We start from the raw sequence: 14,807 nt of genomic DNA, 5'->3' as shown, positions 1-14,807 counted from the left end.
CCGCCCTGATTTGCTGCTGTCTTACTTCGGTTCAGCCGGGTTCGGCTCGATCTTGAAGGTGCCAGCCTTGATCTCGGCGCGGCGCGCTTCCATCTTGGCTTCGGCTTCTGCCGGTGCGACGCCCTTGACGTAGACGATGTCGTTGCCGCCTTCCTTCATCAGGCTGAACGGTGTGTAGTCCTTGCCGGTCGGCTGTGCGGCTTTAACGTCTGCAATCGCTGCATTAAGGATCGGGCGGAAGTACCACATTGCATTGGCAAAAACCGTATCCGGATAGCGTGGCGTATAGTCGATCAGCGAGCCGATTGCCTTGATGCCGCGTTCCTTGGCGGCGTCGGCGGTGCCGATGCGTTCGCCGAACAGAATGTCCGCGCCGGAATCGATTGCTGCGAGACCTGCTTCACGGGCCTTCGGCGGATCGAAGAAGGTGCCGATGAAGGACGCGATGAATTTCGCATCCGGGCGGGTTTCCTTCACGCCTTCCTGGAAGGCGTTGATCAGCATGTTGACTTCCGGGATCGGCACAGCGCCGACCGAACCGAAGGTGCCCGACTTGCTCATCGAGCCAGCCAGCATGCCTGCAAGATAGGCTGCTTCGAAGTTCCAGGTGCCGAACACGCCGAAATTGTCGCCCTGCGGCTTGCCGGAGGAACCCATGATGAAGGTCGTCTGTGGATAATCACCTGCAACCTGACGCGCTTCGCGTTCAACGGCATAGGATTCACCGACAATGAGCTTGATGCCCTGTTCGGCATATTCACGCATGGCGCGGGGATAGTCACTCGCCGAAACGCCTTCGGAGAAGACATATTCGATGACGCCTTCGTCATTGGCCTGCTTCAGAGCTTCGTGCAGGCGCGAGTTCCAGGCGTTTTCAACCGGCGAGGCGTGAATGCCTGCAACCTTTAGTTTCTCATCGGCAGCGAAAACACGGGTGGAAATCGCAGTTGCGCCGAGAGCCGCAGACATCGCAAGAATGTCGCGGCGGGTAAAGTTCGATAGTTTGGCCATTTGGACCCCTCGTTAAGGTGGTGTTTGTGCGTGCTTTCCATGCGCGACGGATTTCCCTGCGCCCCGATCTGGAGGTGCACGGGCAATGTCTCGTATTTCCGACTAATCTGCCTTTAATTCAAGCGCTTTTATCGGTCGCTTGAAAAACAGGCACCGGTTTTTCGCTGCTTCGTATTTAATCAGCCGAGCGGTGCATAATCAGCGCCATCGACCGAAGACGGGCGGCCTTCGAGATTGAGCGCACTGACACGCTGCGGCGTTTCTGCAATGATCTTGCCGCGCTTCACGACGGTCAGGCGGTTTGCCTTGAGGCGCAGTGCTTCAAGCGGGTCACGCGCCTGCAGGACGACGAAGTCTGCATTGCAGCCCTTTTCAAGACCGTAGCCTTCTAGGCCGAGCGCCTTGGCCGAATTGACGGTGAGGGAATTGAAGACCTGCTTCTTGCCTTCGATGGACGTCATCTGTGCAACATGGACCGCCATATGCCCCACTTCCAGCATATCGCCGGAGCCCATCGAGTACCATGGATCCATAACGCAATCATGACCGAAGGCGACGTTGACGCCAGCTGCCATCAGCTCCGGCACGCGGGTCATGCCGCGACGCTTCGGATAGGTGTCGGCACGGCCCTGCAAGGTGATGTTGATGAGCGGGTTCGGTATGGCGTTCATCTGCGCTTCCGCGATCAGCGGAATGAGCTTGGAAACGTAGTAATTATCCATGGAATGCATGGATGTGAGATGCGAACCGGAGACGCGGCCCTGAAGGCCGAAACGCACAGTCTGGGCGGCCAGCGTTTCCACATGACGCGACATTGGATCGTCGGTTTCGTCGCAGTGAATATCGACCGGCAGGCCGCGTTCGGCGGCAATGCGGCACAGCTCTTCCAGCGATGCGGCACCGTCAGCCATGGTGCGCTCGAAATGCGGAATACCGCCGACAATATCGAGGCCCATATCGAGCGAGCGATTGACGAGATCGACCGCGCCCGGAGAGCGATAATAACCGTCCTGCGGGAAGGCGACGAGTTGCAGGTCAATGTAAGGCTTTACCTTCTCGCGTACCTCGATCATTGCCTCGGCAGTGAGAAGACGCGGATCGCTGACATCGACATGGCTGCGAATGGCCAGCAGGCCCTGGCTGACGGCCAGATCGCAATAGCGCAAGGCGCGCTCGACCATGGCTTCTACCGTCAGCATGGGCTTCAACTCGCCCCAAAGTGCAATCCCTTCCAGAAGCGTGCCGGAACGGTTGAGGCGCGGCAGACCGAGCGACAGTGTTGCATCCATGTGGAAATGCGGGTCGACGAAAGGCGGTGTCACGAGGCGGTTGGAAGCGTCGATTTCCTTGGCAGCCTGATGCTCGCCCTTTGAAGGTACGATATCGGCAATCTTGCCATCCTTGACCAGAATGTCCTGCTTCTCGCGACCATCAGGGAGATTAGCGTTTCTCACAATCAAATCGAACATCGGCAGGCCTCTTAAGTCATTGCGGGAAGATCAAGGCTGTTAAAAAAACAGCACATTTCTAAGATGCCTTATACCCTCCGCGCTGTGGGCGCAATGGTGAGCAATGCGTAAGGGGTCGTCATCTACACAGGAACATGATAGGCCGCAAAATCATAGTTGCAGGATTGCCATGTTCACGATCAGTCGCGTCGAAACCTATAGTCAGGAAATCAAGAAAAGTCGGTTTCTGGCCATTGCCGCGCCTGTTGCAAGCGAACAGGCGGCGAAGGATTTTCTGAGCGAGCATTCGGACCTTGCAGCCAACCACAATTGCTGGGCATGGCGCATGGGGCAGAACTATCGTTTCAGCGATGATGGTGAGCCGAGCGGCACGGCGGGCAAGCCGATCCTGCAAGCGATTGACGGTCAGCAGCTCGACAATATTGCGGTGGTGGTGACACGTTGGTTCGGCGGCATTCTGCTTGGCAGCGGCGGCTTGATGCGCGCCTATGGCGGCACTGCCGCGACCTGTCTGCGACAGGCGGAGAAGACCGAAGTGATCCCGATGATCGGCTTTGCCTTCGCCTGTGATTTTTCGGACCACGCGCTTTTGAAAGCGCGGCTGACTGCGGTGGATCATGTTGCGATAGCGCAGGAGAATTTCACGGGCAACGGCGTGGAAATAACGGGCGCAATGCCCATCGCCGCGCAGGATGCTCTCTCTAGGCTTGTAACGGATCTGACGCGCGGCAAATCCGTGATCAAATTCGACGATTAAAAAGCAAAATGGCCGATCACAGGATCGGCCATTTTATCGTTGTTAAAGCAATCCGCCTTTGGACGAATATTGCTGGCGCTTGTTTTCGTACATCAGAAGATCGGCGCGTTTGGCGACGGCTTCGAGCGTTTCGCCCGGCGTCGTTGTTGCCGTGCCGATGGAAAGGTTGAGCTGCAGCTGCGAATAATACTGGTTGTTGATCTCAATCAGCCGCTTGATGTCTTCCACCATGGCTTCCGCGCCGCGCTCATCCACATAAGGCAGCACGATTGCGAACTCGTCGCCGCCGATACGCGCGGCATGGCCGGGCAGCTTGACGGCTTCGTTCAGCACTTCACCGATACGGCGCAGCAATCCGTCACCCGAAGCGTGTCCCCATAGGTCGTTGGCAGACTTGAGGCCGTTCAGATCGATGATGATGATGGAAACGGGCAGGTGGCCCTTGCGCTCCAGCCGGTTGAGTTCATCCACGTAGAATGCGCGGTTGTGCAGCTTGGTCAGCACGTCGTGCTTGCCGAGATATTCCAGATAGGCTTCCGCCTTCTTGCGCGCGGTGATGTCTGTCAGCGCAACCTGCACCAGAGACCAATCGTTTTCATGGCCGGGCAGGACAGAGAACTGCAACAGAACGTGGCGTTCGGTGCCATCCAGCGCGTAGTTGATCACTTCACGGCGCTGGAACAGGATGCCGTTCCAAAGGTCGATCAGCTGCTCGCGGAAATGCGCTTCCATTTCTCCGCGCAGAATCTGCGGCAGCGATTGCAGCAGCGTCGGCTTGTCGGGCGCGAGGAAAAGCTCAAGCGTTTCATTGTTGATTTCCAGCACGCGAATTTCGCTCATGCACTGACGCACGAATTCGGGGTGAACATCAGTGAAGACGCGGAAATCGACAATGCCGCGCTGGCGCACATCGTCCATCAGTTCCTTGATGCGGCTAAAATCTTCGACCCACAGCGAAACAGGCGAATGTTCGAACAGGCCTTGCGCGTGGCGCTTGTGACGATCCTGCTCGCGCATTGCATTTTCGCGGGTTGTCACGTCTTCAATCGACAGCAGGACGCGGTCCCAGCTGTGCTCATGACCCGGCAGAATGCGGCCCTTGAGCTGGATATCGATGCGGCGGCCTGCCAGCGAATAGTTGATCGTGTTGCTGTAGAACGTATCGGAACCGTTCCAGAGCTGCACCATCTCATCGATATGCGGCTCCAGCATATCTTCACGGAACACGCGTTCCAGATTGCCGACCAGATGGTCGATGTCGTTCGCTTCAAAGAGCGAGAGGGTTTTGCGATTGACCGCCAGAACCCGGATATGGCTTGTGCAGATGCGAAGACGGCTGGTGTCTTCCGTCAGAAAAGCCTTGAGGTCAGTGATACCTTCTGACCGCCATGCATCGAACTGCTTGCGAAGACCGCTATAGTCTTCAAGCCAAAGGGAAATAGGAGCCAGATCGAAGATGCTGGCTTTGTCGTTCACGGCGGTCTCGATATTCATTAGGTTCCCGCTTTTAACGCCACGCTTTTGAGTGAGGCGGCAATAAAATATCAGGGGCGCCTTATATTATGAAAGAGTTGTCTAGACCAGCGGCTTTGAAGTCACAGCGAAGCAATATTTATGACATCAAATAAGAAAAAGTCGTTCCTTTGTGAATGCAGGCGGTTTTGTCTTCTGGCTGTCTTTTCGATGGGAAGAGCGCCATCTGCTTAAAAGACGTGCGGTTTGTGCATTGGCGCTTATTGAAATTCACTATCGCCATCACCATTCTGGCTTTTGCGCATTACTCCACGCAAAGCGTGACCAATATCCTTGGCGGCGAGCAAAGTTTTTATGAGGTGTCTTGAATGAAGACCTGGAAACGGATCCATGAAACGTATTGAATTGATCATTGAGAACATCATTCTGGCCTCGCGCTGGCTATTGGTGGTTTTCTATCTGGGCCTTGCCATTGCGCTGGCGATTTATGCTGTATCCTTCGCGGGTAAGCTGTTCGACTTCGCCACCAAAGTCACGTCGTTGAACGACACCGATACGATCCTGAAAATACTGGGGTTGATCGATGCTGCGCTGATTGCCAGCCTTTTGGTGATGGTCGTCATCTCCGGTTATGAGAATTTTGTCAGCCGCTTTGATCAGGCGGGCGACGAAGTGCACTGGCTGGGCACGATTGATGCCGGTTCGCTGAAGATCAAGGTTGCATCGACAATCGTGGCCATCTCGTCAATCCATCTGTTGCAAATATTCCTGAATGCCACGACCTACACGTCCAACCAGCTGATGTGGTTCACGATCATCCATCTGGCCTTCGTCGTGTCGGCGCTCTTTCTCGCCTACATCGACAAGATTACCGTCAAGGACAAGAACAAGGGCGATGCCAAAGGCAAGATCGAGCCCAATATCTGACCAGCCGTTGCTGCAATCAACGAACTGAAGAAGCCCGGCATTGCCGGGCTTTCTATTTTTCTTAGCTCTAATAAAGGGAATTTGATCCCAATCAATGAAATCAACCTGCTGGCATGGGTTGATAGCGCCGGGACGTGTTCCATATCGCCATTGGAATGCGTTGCATTGTTATTCATCAATCACTCAGGAAAGGATGAATCATGTCGGCTAACACCAAGGTTGCGCTCGTTACCGGTGCGGCACAAGGCATCGGTCGGGGTATTGCCCTTCGGCTGGCCAAGGATGGTTTCGATATCGCTCTGGTTGACCTCAAGGCGGACAAGCTCGAAGCTGTCAAAAAAGAGGTTGAAGCTTTGGGTCGCAAGGCGTCCACGTTCTCAGCCGATGTCAGCAAGCGCGACGATGTCTATGCCGCTATCAACCATGCGGAAAAGCAACTGGGCGGCTTCGACGTGATCGTCAACAATGCCGGTATCGCGCAGGTCCAGCCGATTGCCGATGTGAAGCCGGAAGAAGTCGAGCGCATTTTCCGCATCAATGTCGACGGTGTGCTCTGGGGCATTCAGGCTGCGGCGGCCAAGTTCAAGGCGCGCAAGCAGAAGGGTAAGATCATCAACGCTTCGTCCATTGCCGGTCATGACGGTTTTGCCATGCTTGGCGTTTATTCTGCCACGAAATTCGCCGTGCGTGCGCTGACGCAGGCTGCGGCCAAGGAATATGCAAGTGCGGGCATTACCGTGAACGCTTATTGCCCCGGCATCGTCGGCACCGATATGTGGGTGGAAATCGACGAGCGTTTCTCCGAGATTACCGGCGCGCCGAAAGGTGAAACCTACAAGAAATATGTCGACGGTATTGCGCTCGGTCGCGCCCAGACGCCGGACGATGTGGCATCCCTCGTTTCCTTCCTGGCGAGCGCGGATTCCGATTACATCACGGGTCAGGCCATCCTGACGGACGGCGGTATTGTCTATCGTTGATCATAACGACCGAGGATATCCCGCGCTTTTCTGCGCGGGGTATCTGTCATTTACCAGAATACGGCCTGTGTTAGACTGATCGTCCTCAAAGGAAAGGGCTGACCATGACACGTCTGACGGCAAAAGACTTCCCGCAGGAACTGCTCGAACTTTACGATTACTATGCGCATGGCAAGATCAGCAAACGCGAGTTTCTTGACCGGGCCGCAAAGTTCGCCATCGGTACGATGACGGCAACCGCCATACTGGCGTCGCTCAGCCCTGATTACGCCATGGCGCAGCAGGTAGAATTTACCGATCCCGATATTCTGCCCGAATATATCACCTATCCCTCGCCAGAGGGGAATGGCAATGTGCGCGCCTATCTCGTGCGTCCGGCCAATGTCCAAGGCAAGGTTCCGGCGGTCGTGGTGGTGCACGAGAATCGTGGCCTCAATCCCTATATTGAGGATGTGGCGCGCCGCGTTGCAAAGGCTGGCTTCATTGCGCTCGCGCCAGATGGTCTCACATCGGTTGGCGGCTATCCCGGTAATGACGAAAAGGGCCGCGAGTTACAGCAGCAAGTTGACCCGACCAAGCTGATGAATGACTTCTTCGCTGCCGTCGATTTCATGATGAAAAGCGATCTGACTACCGGCAAGGTCGGGATTACCGGCTTTTGCTATGGTGGTGGCGTTGCAAATGCGGCAGCCGTCGCGTTTCCGGAACTGGCTGCGGCCGTGCCGTTCTATGGTCGGCAGCCGCCGGTTAGCGAGGTGCCGCGCATCAAGGCGCCGCTTCTGCTCCATTATGCGGAGCTGGATAAGGGGATCAACGAAGGCTGGCCCGCTTATGAAGAAGCCCTAAAACAGAACGGCAAGACCTACGAGGCCTATATTTATCCGGGCGTCAATCACGGCTTCCACAATGATTCAACGCCGCGTTATGACGAGGCTGCGGCGAAGCTCGCCTGGGACAGAACAATCGCCTGGTTCAAGCGCTATCTGGCGTGATCAGGCCTTGGACTTGACCGCCTTCACGGCATGGACGATGCCGACAATGACGATCCCGATCAGGATGGCGAGCACAGCTTGAAGGAAAGAGGTTGCGATCCATTCGAGCGCACCGGCGAAGCTGCTGCCTTCGGTCGGGAGTTGGGTGACGACGTTGTGGATGAATTCCTCGACGCTGTGAATGCCGATGGATGCCAGTCCGTGCACGATGATGCTGCCGCCAACCCAGAGCATGGCGACAGTGCCAACGGTGCTGAGCACCTTCAGCACGACTGGCATGCCCGCAACCAAGCCTTTCCCGAGCCGCTTGCCAAAGCCGGTATGGGCATTGCGGGCAAGCGCAACACCCATGTCATCGATCTTGACGATAAAACCGACAACGCCATAGACGGCGAAGGTGATCAGGACAGCGACACAGGCAAGGATCGCTGCCTGCATATAGATATTGGACGGTGGCAGACCTGCAAGCGTGAGGGCCATGATTTCCGCCGACAGGATAAAGTCCGTCCTGATAGCGCCGCTCACAGTTGTTGCTTCAATTTCCTTCGGTGTGGAGGCTTTGGTCTCGGTATTTTCCTCATCCTTATGGGGAATGAAGAACTCGATCAGCTTTTCAGTGCCTTCGAAGGCAAGATACGCACCGCCGATCATCAGAAGCGGCATGATGAGGCCGGGTGCAAAATAGCTGAGGATCAGCGCCAGCGGCAGCAGAAAAATCAGCTTGTTGCGCAGCGAACCCTTGGTGATTTTCCAGATCACCGGCAATTCCCGTTCCGGCTTCAGGCCGACGACATATTTCGGCGTCACCGCCGTATCGTCGATCACAATGCCTGCTGCCTTGGCGCTGGCCTTTGCGGTTTGTCCTGCCACATCATCCAAAGAGGCCGCCGCCATTTTTGCGATTGCTGCCACGTCATCGAGAAGTGCGAACAAGCCGGACGCCATGGGAGGCCTTTCTTTGCCTTTGCGATAGAGGTTAGAGCGGTTCCGGTTAAAACGGAATCGTGGAACCGCTCTATCTATTTGTTTTTTCGCATTGTCCTACGCAAAACCGCTATGCACTTTTGCTGGAAATGCTCTAGCTAAACTTTGTAAGGCCCCTGCGTCCATAGTCTAATAGTAGGCCTCGCTCATTGTATCTTTTCTGGAAACAATCTGTGTATGATTGTCAATATATCCAGATGCATTTCGATCATTATATCTTGCTGCAACACAACAGGAGAGATCGCCATGCTTAATCAGATCAAAGGCCTCCATCACGTCACATCGTTGGCAGCAGACGCCCGTTCGAACAACAAGTTCTTTACGGACGTACTCGGATTGCGCCGCGTCAAGAAGACCGTGAACTTCGATGATCCAAGTGTTTATCACCTTTATTACGGTGACGAGGTCGGTACGCCGGGTACGGTCATGACCTATTTCCCGTTCCCCGGTATCCAGCGTGGTCGCGATGGTACGGGTGAGGTGGGAACCACTGTGTTTGCAGTACCGCAAGGTTCGCTTGGTTTCTGGAAGGATCGTTTCGCACAGTCTGCCGTCAAGGTCGAATCGGAAGATGAGGCCTTTGGCGAAAAGCGCGTCTTCTTCCGCGGTCCAGACGGCGACAGTTTCGCTCTGGTTGAGGTGAAGGACGATCCACGTGAGCCTTGGACGCATGAAGGCATCGATGCCGACCATGCCATTCGCGGCTTTCATTCGGTCTCGATGCGTTTGCGTGACGAGGGTGCGACATCTGAATTGCTCAAATATATGGGCTATCAGAAGCTGGATGCGAAAGATGGCATCACCCGCCTTATCATGCCGGAAGGCAATGGGGCTGGCGTGATCGATCTTCAGACCTTGCCTTCGGTCGGACGCAACCAGCAGGGTGCCGGTTCGGTTCACCATGTCGCCTTTGCGGTCGAAAACCGCGAGAAGCAGCTCGAAGTCCGCAAGGCGCTGATGGATACCGGCTATAACGTCACGCCGGTGATCGACCGCGATTATTTCTGGGCGATCTATTTCCGGACGCCGGGCGGTGTTCTGTTTGAAGTCGCAACCAACGAACCCGGCTTTGATCGCGACGAGGATACCGTACATCTGGGCGAAGCTCTGAAGCTGCCGTCACAGCACCAGCATCTTCGTGCTTATCTCGAAGAACATCTCGACAAGATTTAAGCGCGCTTGAGGAGACCAATCATGACCGATCAGACTTACGTGCACCGGCTAAAGGCCGGTGCGGTTGGAGCACCGCTGTTCATTGTTTTTCACGGCACGGGCGGTGATGAAAACCAGTTCTTTGGCTTGGCTGAACAGCTTTTGCCGGAGGCGACAATCGTTTCTCCGCGCGGTGACGTGTCGGAATTTGGTGCGGCTCGCTTCTTCCGTCGGACGGGCGAGGGCGTCTACGATATGCAGGATCTTGCCCGCGCCACAGACAAGATGGCCGGGTATATCGCCGCTCTGGTTGAAGAATATAAGCCGTCAGAAGTGATTGCATTGGGCTATTCCAACGGGGCCAATATCATGGCCAATCTCCTGATCGAGAAGGGCAAGATATTCGACAAAGCGGTGCTTCTGCATCCGCTTATCCCGTTCAAACCGGCGGATAATCCGGGTTTGGAAGGTACGAAAATCCTGATCACGGCTGGTCGTATGGACCCTATCTGCCCGCCGGATTTCACGGAAGCGCTGGCGCGCTACTTTGAAAACCAGAAAGCCGGCGTCAATCTCGTCTGGCATCCGGGCGGACATGAATTGCGTCAGACGGAACTGACCGCCGTTCAGGAATTCCTCGGCTGATAAATGGATCACCGCCATTCGTCAGGATGGCGGTGATTTTTGCATTCAGGCAACTCCAAATGCCGCACTTGAATTTATCAATATATATTATATCTAAGTGTATATTGAATTTGGAGTTGCCTTATGAACAGTGCCACCGACACCAGCCCCGGCATGTCGCGCCAGCAGATGGAAAATCGCGCAGGCGAAGTCGCAGAATTGCTGCGCACACTGTCGCATCCGGCCCGTCTGATGCTGGCCTGTGCACTTGCGGAAAAAGAATATTCGGTCGGCGAACTGGAGCAGGGGCTAGGCATTCGCCAACCAACCTTGTCGCAGCAGCTCGGTGTGCTGCGCGAATCCGGCATCGTCGAAACCCGGCGCGAAGCCAAGCAGATTTTCTATCGACTGACGGAAACCAAGGCGGCGCAGCTCATCGAGGCGCTGTATGGCATCTTCTGTCATGACGCGCCGAAGGGAGCTTTGTCATGATGACCTATCTTCAGTCACTGGCGGGCGGCATGTTGCTCGGTGCAGCCGCAATTTTCCTTCTGATCTTCAACGGTCGCATCGCCGGTATCAGCGGGATTGTCGGCCGGTTGCTGAACGGAAGCCAAGCCGCGCTCAATGCAGCATTCGTTCTTGGCCTCATTCTTGGGCCTGTGGTCTATGCCGCCCTTTTCGGAAGCTTTCCTGCCACAACCATTGTGGCTTCCTGGCCGGTTATCATCGTGGCGGGTCTTCTGGTTGGTGTCGGAACGCGCATGGGCTCCGGCTGTACATCCGGCCACGGTATCCTCGGGATGGCGCGCTTTTCCAAACGCTCTATCGCCGCAACGATCACTTTTCTGGTTACAGGGGTTGCTGCCGCAACCCTCGCGGGAGTTCTGCTATGAACAGGTTTGCTTATTACCGCCTCGCGGCAGCACTTTTTGCGGGCGCATTGTTCGGGTTCGGATTGTCGCTATCAGGCATGATCGACCCGTCACGCGTGCAGGGCTTTCTGAACATAGCGAGCGGTCACTGGGACCCCAGCCTTGCATTCGTGCTCGGCGGCGCGCTGCTGGTCGCCATTCCGGGCGTAATGCTGCAACGCAAGCTGGCGAAGCCGGTGCTGGACGACAGTTTTCATCTGCCTGAAAAGACACAGATCGACCGGCCTCTGCTGTTCGGCTCGGCGCTGTTTGGTCTCGGCTGGGGACTGGCCGGGTTCTGCCCCGGACCTGCGGTCTCGGCCTTGTCTATCGGCTTGCCGCAGGTCTGGCTATTTGTGGCTGCCATGGCGGCAGGCATGATCATTCACGACCGGTTTTGGAAGGCTTAGAGCCCGCGAGCAATCACCAGCCGCTGAACCTCGCTCGTGCCTTCATAAATCTGGCAAACGCGCACATCGCGATAGATGCGTTCAACCGGATAGTCGGCAAGGTAGCCATAACCGCCGTGAATCTGGATCGCGGCGGAGCAGACTTCCTCTGCCATTTCCGACGCCACAAGCTTGGCCATAGACGCTTCTGTCAGGCACGGTTTGCCTGCCTCACGCAAGGCCGCGGCGTGCAGAACCATCTGGCGCGCCGTTTCGATCTTTGTCGCCATATCGGCAAGGCGGAACGCAATGGCCTGATGTTCGGCAATCGGCTTGCCGAAGGTGATGCGCTCCTTGGCATAGTCGCGGGCTGTTTCAAAAGCGGCGCGCGCCATGCCGACTGCTTGCGCGGCAATGCCGATGCGACCGCCTTCAAGATTGGCAAGCGCAATTTTATAGCCTTCGCCTTCCGCACCCAGCCTGTTTTCGACCGGCACGCGCATATTGGTGAAAGCCAGTGCGCAGGTGTCGGACGAATGCTGGCCGAGCTTGTGTTCAACCGTCATGACTTCATAGCCCGGCGTATCGGTTGGCACGATAAAGGCTGAAATGCCCTTCTTGCCTGCCGCCGGGTCAGTAACCGCAAAAACAATCACCACATTGCCATTCTTGCCGGAGGTGATGAATTGTTTGGAGCCGTCGATCACATAATGATCGCCATCGAGCCGCGCGCGGGTTTTCAGCGCCGACGCATCGGACCCTGCCTGCGGTTCTGTCAATGCAAAACCGCCAATCCATTCACCCGAGGCCATCTTGGGCAGAAAGCGGCGCTTCTGGTCTTCTGTGCCGAAACGCAGGATTGGTGCGCAACCAACGGAGGAATGCACGGAAACAATGGTCGAACAGGCGCCGTCGCCAGCAGCGATTTCCTCCAGAGCCAGCGCATAGGCGACCATGCCGAGGTCGGAGCCGCCCCATTCTTCCGGCACCAGCATGCCGAGAAAGCCAAGTTCGCCCATTTCGGTCAGTTCGGCGCGCGGAAAGGCATGTTCGCGGTCACGCTGGGCCGCACCTGGCGCAAGACGCTCCTGTGCAAAATCGCGGACTGCGTCGCGGATCTGGTCCTGCGTATCGGTCAGAAGCATCACACGATCCTTTCAATGCCGATGGAAGTGGCTTCGCCGCCGCCAAGGCAGATGCCAGCCACGCCCCGCTTCAGGCCATGCGTTTCCAGTGCGGCAAGCAGCGTCACCAGAATGCGCGCGCCGGAAGCGCCGATCGGGTGGCCAAGCGCGCAAGCGCCGCCATGGATATTGACCTTGTCATGCGGCAGGTCGAGATCGCGCATGGCCGCCATGGCGACCACGGCAAAAGCCTCATTGATCTCGAACAGATCGACATCCTTGAGGTTCCAGCCGATTTTTTCCGAAAGCTTGTTGATTGCACCGATAGGCGCGGTTGCGAAAAGGTTTGGCTTGTCGGCATAGGTGGCATGGCCGACAAGTACCGCGCGCGGGGTGAGCCCGCGCTTTTCCGCTTCCGATGCGCGCATCAGTACGAGAGCGGCAGCGCCATCAGAAATCGACGAGGAATTGGCCGCCGTTACCGTGCCGCCATCGCGGAACGCAGGGCGCAGCGAGGGGATTTTGTCGAGCTTCGCCTTGCCCGGCTGTTCGTCAATCGAAACCTGAACCTCGGTGCGACCGGATTTCACCGTGACGGGGGTAATCTCTGCCGCAAACAAACCATCCTTGATGGCCTTCTGGGCGCGGGTCAGCGAAGCGATGGCGAATTCGTCCTGCGCTTCACGGGTGAACTGATAGGCTTCTGCGCAATCTTCCGCAAAAGTGCCCATCAGGCGACCCTTGTCATAGGCATCCTCCAGGCCATCGAGGAACATATGATCGAGTATCTGGCCGTGACCCATGCGATAGCCGCCACGAGCCTTGGGCAGCAGATATGGCGCATTGGTCATGCTTTCCATGCCGCCCGAAACGATCACATCTGCCGAACCGGCCAGCAGAAGATCATGCGCCAGCATGGTGGCTTTCATTCCCGAACCGCACATTTTGTTGACGGTCGTGGCGCCTGTCGAAAAAGGCAGTCCGGCCTTGATCGAAGCCTGACGCGCGGGGGCTTGTCCCTGACCAGCTGGCAGGACACAGCCCATGAAAACTTCTTCGACGGCCTCCGGTGCAAGACCGGCACCGGCCAGTGCGCCGCTGATCGCAGCTGCGCCGAGATCGGTCGCCTGTACGCCGGAAAAGTCGCCCTGAAAGCCGCCCATGGGCGTGCGGGTTGCGCCGACAATGACAATAGGATCGCTGTTGGACATGATCGTTCCTCGCTTCCTGATAGGGGGTTATTTCGCAGCCATGCGCAGCGCGCCATCAAGACGGATGACTTCGCCGTTGAGCATCTGGTTTTCCGCAATGTGGCGCACAAGTGCTGCATATTCCGCCGGGCGTCCAAGACGCGACGGGAACGGCACCGATGCGCCGAGCGCGTCCTGCACTTCCTGCGGCATGCCTGCCATCATCGGCGTTTCGAAGATGCCGGGCGCAATTGTCATGACACGGATGCCATGGCGCGCCAGTTCACGCGCGACGGGCAAGGTCATGGCTGCAACGCCGCCTTTCGAGGCGGAATAGGCCGCTTGACCGATCTGGCCATCAAAGGCGGCAACCGACGCAGTGTTGATGATCAACCCGCGTTCGCCGCCATCGCCCGGCTCATTCTTCGCCATGGCTTCGGCTGCCAGTCGCAGCATGTTGAACGTGCCGATCAGATTGATCGAAATGGTGCGCGCGAAACTGTCGAACTTGTGTGGACCTTCGCGACCCAGCACCTTTTCGCCTGGTGCAACGCCTGCGCAATTGACGAGCGCATCGATACGGCCAAAGGCTTTGAGCGCGGCCGTGATGGCTGCCTGTCCATCCGCTTCGCTCGTAACGTCGGTGCGCTGGAAAATAGCGGATGCGCCAAGCGCTTTCGCTGCCGCTTCACCCGCCTCAGCATTGACATCGAGAAGTGCGACCTTGCCGCCAGCTTCGACAACCATCCTGGCCACAGCCGCGCCGAGGCCGGAACCTGCGCCGGTGATCAGAAATACCCGATCTTGAATCTGCATAATTT

17 protein-coding genes are annotated in these 14,807 nt (G+C 56.7%); 10 read left to right on the top strand and 7 right to left on the bottom strand.

The annotated features are described in order from the left end of the window. Positions 1-21 precede the first annotated feature (21 nt). Positions 22-1,011: a BMP family protein gene (locus QBD01_RS12180; protein WP_280993022.1), complete on the bottom strand. Its 990-nt coding sequence runs from the start codon at positions 1,009-1,011 to the stop codon at positions 22-24. A 179-nt stretch (positions 1,012-1,190) separates the two neighbouring features. Next, complete coding sequence (locus QBD01_RS12175; protein ID WP_280993021.1) at positions 1,191-2,480, bottom strand: amidohydrolase family protein; 1,290 nt, start codon at positions 2,478-2,480, stop codon at positions 1,191-1,193. 169 nt (positions 2,481-2,649) lie between these two features. Between QBD01_RS12175 and QBD01_RS12170 the strand changes: the two genes are divergently transcribed. After that, the gene (locus tag QBD01_RS12170; RefSeq protein WP_280993020.1) at positions 2,650-3,237 is read left to right on the top strand and encodes a YigZ family protein; all 588 of its coding nucleotides are present in this window, start codon (positions 2,650-2,652) and stop codon (positions 3,235-3,237) included. Between the two features lie 42 nt (positions 3,238-3,279). Here the strand turns inward: QBD01_RS12170 and QBD01_RS12165 are convergent, their stop codons facing one another. Then, the gene (locus QBD01_RS12165; protein ID WP_280993019.1) at positions 3,280-4,731 is read right to left on the bottom strand and encodes a GGDEF domain-containing protein; all 1,452 of its coding nucleotides are present in this window, start codon (positions 4,729-4,731) and stop codon (positions 3,280-3,282) included. A 155-nt stretch (positions 4,732-4,886) separates the two neighbouring features. On the opposite strand from QBD01_RS12165, the gene QBD01_RS12160 reads away from it, so the two are divergent. From QBD01_RS12160 to yghX, 4 genes are all read left to right on the top strand, one after another. Further along, the gene (locus QBD01_RS12160) at positions 4,887-5,078 is read left to right on the top strand and encodes a hypothetical protein (protein ID WP_280993018.1); all 192 of its coding nucleotides are present in this window, start codon (positions 4,887-4,889) and stop codon (positions 5,076-5,078) included. A gap of 22 nt (positions 5,079-5,100) precedes the next feature. Continuing rightward, entirely contained in the window at positions 5,101-5,637 is a 537-nt protein-coding gene (locus tag QBD01_RS12155) for a TIGR00645 family protein (protein WP_182519887.1), read from the top strand. 200 nt (positions 5,638-5,837) lie between these two features. Next, on the top strand, positions 5,838-6,617 hold the full coding sequence (locus QBD01_RS12150) for an acetoin reductase (protein ID WP_280993017.1): 780 nt from the start codon (positions 5,838-5,840) through the stop codon (positions 6,615-6,617). Positions 6,618-6,721: 104 nt separating this feature from the next. Further along, the gene (gene yghX / locus QBD01_RS12145; RefSeq protein ID WP_280993016.1) at positions 6,722-7,609 is read left to right on the top strand and encodes a YghX family hydrolase; all 888 of its coding nucleotides are present in this window, start codon (positions 6,722-6,724) and stop codon (positions 7,607-7,609) included. Here the strand turns inward: yghX and QBD01_RS12140 are convergent, their stop codons facing one another. Further along, the gene (locus QBD01_RS12140) at positions 7,610-8,554 is read right to left on the bottom strand and encodes a DUF808 domain-containing protein (protein ID WP_280993015.1); all 945 of its coding nucleotides are present in this window, start codon (positions 8,552-8,554) and stop codon (positions 7,610-7,612) included. It lies immediately after the preceding gene. Positions 8,555-8,839: 285 nt separating this feature from the next. On the opposite strand from QBD01_RS12140, the gene QBD01_RS12135 reads away from it, so the two are divergent. The 5 genes from QBD01_RS12135 to QBD01_RS12115 all read left to right on the top strand — a co-directional run bounded on the left by QBD01_RS12135 (position 8,840) and on the right by QBD01_RS12115 (position 11,693). Further along, complete coding sequence (locus QBD01_RS12135; RefSeq protein WP_280993014.1) at positions 8,840-9,766, top strand: VOC family protein; 927 nt, start codon at positions 8,840-8,842, stop codon at positions 9,764-9,766. A gap of 21 nt (positions 9,767-9,787) precedes the next feature. Continuing rightward, the gene (locus QBD01_RS12130; protein WP_280993013.1) at positions 9,788-10,390 is read left to right on the top strand and encodes an alpha/beta hydrolase; all 603 of its coding nucleotides are present in this window, start codon (positions 9,788-9,790) and stop codon (positions 10,388-10,390) included. Between the two features lie 123 nt (positions 10,391-10,513). After that, positions 10,514-10,861: a sulfite-sensing transcriptional repressor BigR gene (bigR, locus tag QBD01_RS12125; RefSeq protein WP_280993012.1), complete on the top strand. Its 348-nt coding sequence runs from the start codon at positions 10,514-10,516 to the stop codon at positions 10,859-10,861. Next, positions 10,858-11,265, top strand: a complete 408-nt coding sequence (locus tag QBD01_RS12120) for a YeeE/YedE family protein (protein ID WP_280993011.1) — start codon at positions 10,858-10,860, stop codon at positions 11,263-11,265. Before bigR ends, QBD01_RS12120 begins: the two co-directional genes overlap by 4 nt. Further along, entirely contained in the window at positions 11,262-11,693 is a 432-nt protein-coding gene (locus QBD01_RS12115) for a YeeE/YedE family protein (RefSeq protein WP_280993010.1), read from the top strand. The genes QBD01_RS12120 and QBD01_RS12115 overlap by 4 nt, the downstream gene beginning before the upstream one ends. On the opposite strand, the gene QBD01_RS12110 is transcribed toward QBD01_RS12115, so the two are convergent. Genes QBD01_RS12110 through QBD01_RS12100 form a run of 3 tightly spaced genes read right to left on the bottom strand, consistent with a single transcriptional unit; the run spans position 11,690 to position 14,802 of the window. Then, positions 11,690-12,817 carry an acyl-CoA dehydrogenase family protein gene (locus tag QBD01_RS12110; RefSeq protein WP_280993009.1) on the bottom strand — a complete coding sequence of 376 codons (1,128 nt, stop codon included), beginning with the start codon at positions 12,815-12,817 and terminating at the stop codon, positions 11,690-11,692. The genes QBD01_RS12115 and QBD01_RS12110 overlap by 4 nt on opposite strands. Continuing rightward, positions 12,817-14,007 carry an acetyl-CoA C-acyltransferase gene (locus tag QBD01_RS12105; protein ID WP_280993008.1) on the bottom strand — a complete coding sequence of 397 codons (1,191 nt, stop codon included), beginning with the start codon at positions 14,005-14,007 and terminating at the stop codon, positions 12,817-12,819. Before QBD01_RS12105 ends, QBD01_RS12110 begins: the two co-directional genes overlap by 1 nt. Positions 14,008-14,034: 27 nt before the next feature. Further along, positions 14,035-14,802 (bottom strand): 3-hydroxyacyl-CoA dehydrogenase, encoded by a 768-nt coding sequence (locus QBD01_RS12100; protein ID WP_280993007.1) that lies wholly within the window; start codon positions 14,800-14,802, stop codon positions 14,035-14,037. Positions 14,803-14,807 lie beyond the last annotated feature (5 nt).

It is taken from the genome of Ochrobactrum sp. 19YEA23 (assembly GCF_029909865.1).
Lineage (GTDB): Bacteria > Pseudomonadota > Alphaproteobacteria > Rhizobiales > Rhizobiaceae > Brucella > Brucella gambitense.
Note: the sequence above shows the minus strand (reverse complement) of the source record. Positions and strands in the feature narration are given on the sequence as shown.

Coding starts and splice junctions, on each gene's coding strand:
- QBD01_RS12180 (WP_280993022.1), bottom strand. CDS start 1,011: ATGGCCAAACTATCGAACTTTACCCGCCGCGACATTCTTGCGATGTCT.
- QBD01_RS12175 (WP_280993021.1), bottom strand. CDS start 2,480: ATGTTCGATTTGATTGTGAGAAACGCTAATCTCCCTGATGGTCGCGAG.
- QBD01_RS12170 (WP_280993020.1), top strand. CDS start 2,650: ATGTTCACGATCAGTCGCGTCGAAACCTATAGTCAGGAAATCAAGAAA.
- QBD01_RS12165 (WP_280993019.1), bottom strand. CDS start 4,731: ATGAATATCGAGACCGCCGTGAACGACAAAGCCAGCATCTTCGATCTG.
- QBD01_RS12160 (WP_280993018.1), top strand. CDS start 4,887: ATGCAGGCGGTTTTGTCTTCTGGCTGTCTTTTCGATGGGAAGAGCGCC.
- QBD01_RS12155 (WP_182519887.1), top strand. CDS start 5,101: ATGAAACGTATTGAATTGATCATTGAGAACATCATTCTGGCCTCGCGC.
- QBD01_RS12150 (WP_280993017.1), top strand. CDS start 5,838: ATGTCGGCTAACACCAAGGTTGCGCTCGTTACCGGTGCGGCACAAGGC.
- yghX (WP_280993016.1), top strand. CDS start 6,722: ATGACACGTCTGACGGCAAAAGACTTCCCGCAGGAACTGCTCGAACTT.
- QBD01_RS12140 (WP_280993015.1), bottom strand. CDS start 8,554: ATGGCGTCCGGCTTGTTCGCACTTCTCGATGACGTGGCAGCAATCGCA.
- QBD01_RS12135 (WP_280993014.1), top strand. CDS start 8,840: ATGCTTAATCAGATCAAAGGCCTCCATCACGTCACATCGTTGGCAGCA.
- QBD01_RS12130 (WP_280993013.1), top strand. CDS start 9,788: ATGACCGATCAGACTTACGTGCACCGGCTAAAGGCCGGTGCGGTTGGA.
- bigR (WP_280993012.1), top strand. CDS start 10,514: ATGAACAGTGCCACCGACACCAGCCCCGGCATGTCGCGCCAGCAGATG.
- QBD01_RS12120 (WP_280993011.1), top strand. CDS start 10,858: ATGATGACCTATCTTCAGTCACTGGCGGGCGGCATGTTGCTCGGTGCA.
- QBD01_RS12115 (WP_280993010.1), top strand. CDS start 11,262: ATGAACAGGTTTGCTTATTACCGCCTCGCGGCAGCACTTTTTGCGGGC.
- QBD01_RS12110 (WP_280993009.1), bottom strand. CDS start 12,817: ATGCTTCTGACCGATACGCAGGACCAGATCCGCGACGCAGTCCGCGAT.
- QBD01_RS12105 (WP_280993008.1), bottom strand. CDS start 14,007: ATGTCCAACAGCGATCCTATTGTCATTGTCGGCGCAACCCGCACGCCC.
- QBD01_RS12100 (WP_280993007.1), bottom strand. CDS start 14,802: ATGCAGATTCAAGATCGGGTATTTCTGATCACCGGCGCAGGTTCCGGC.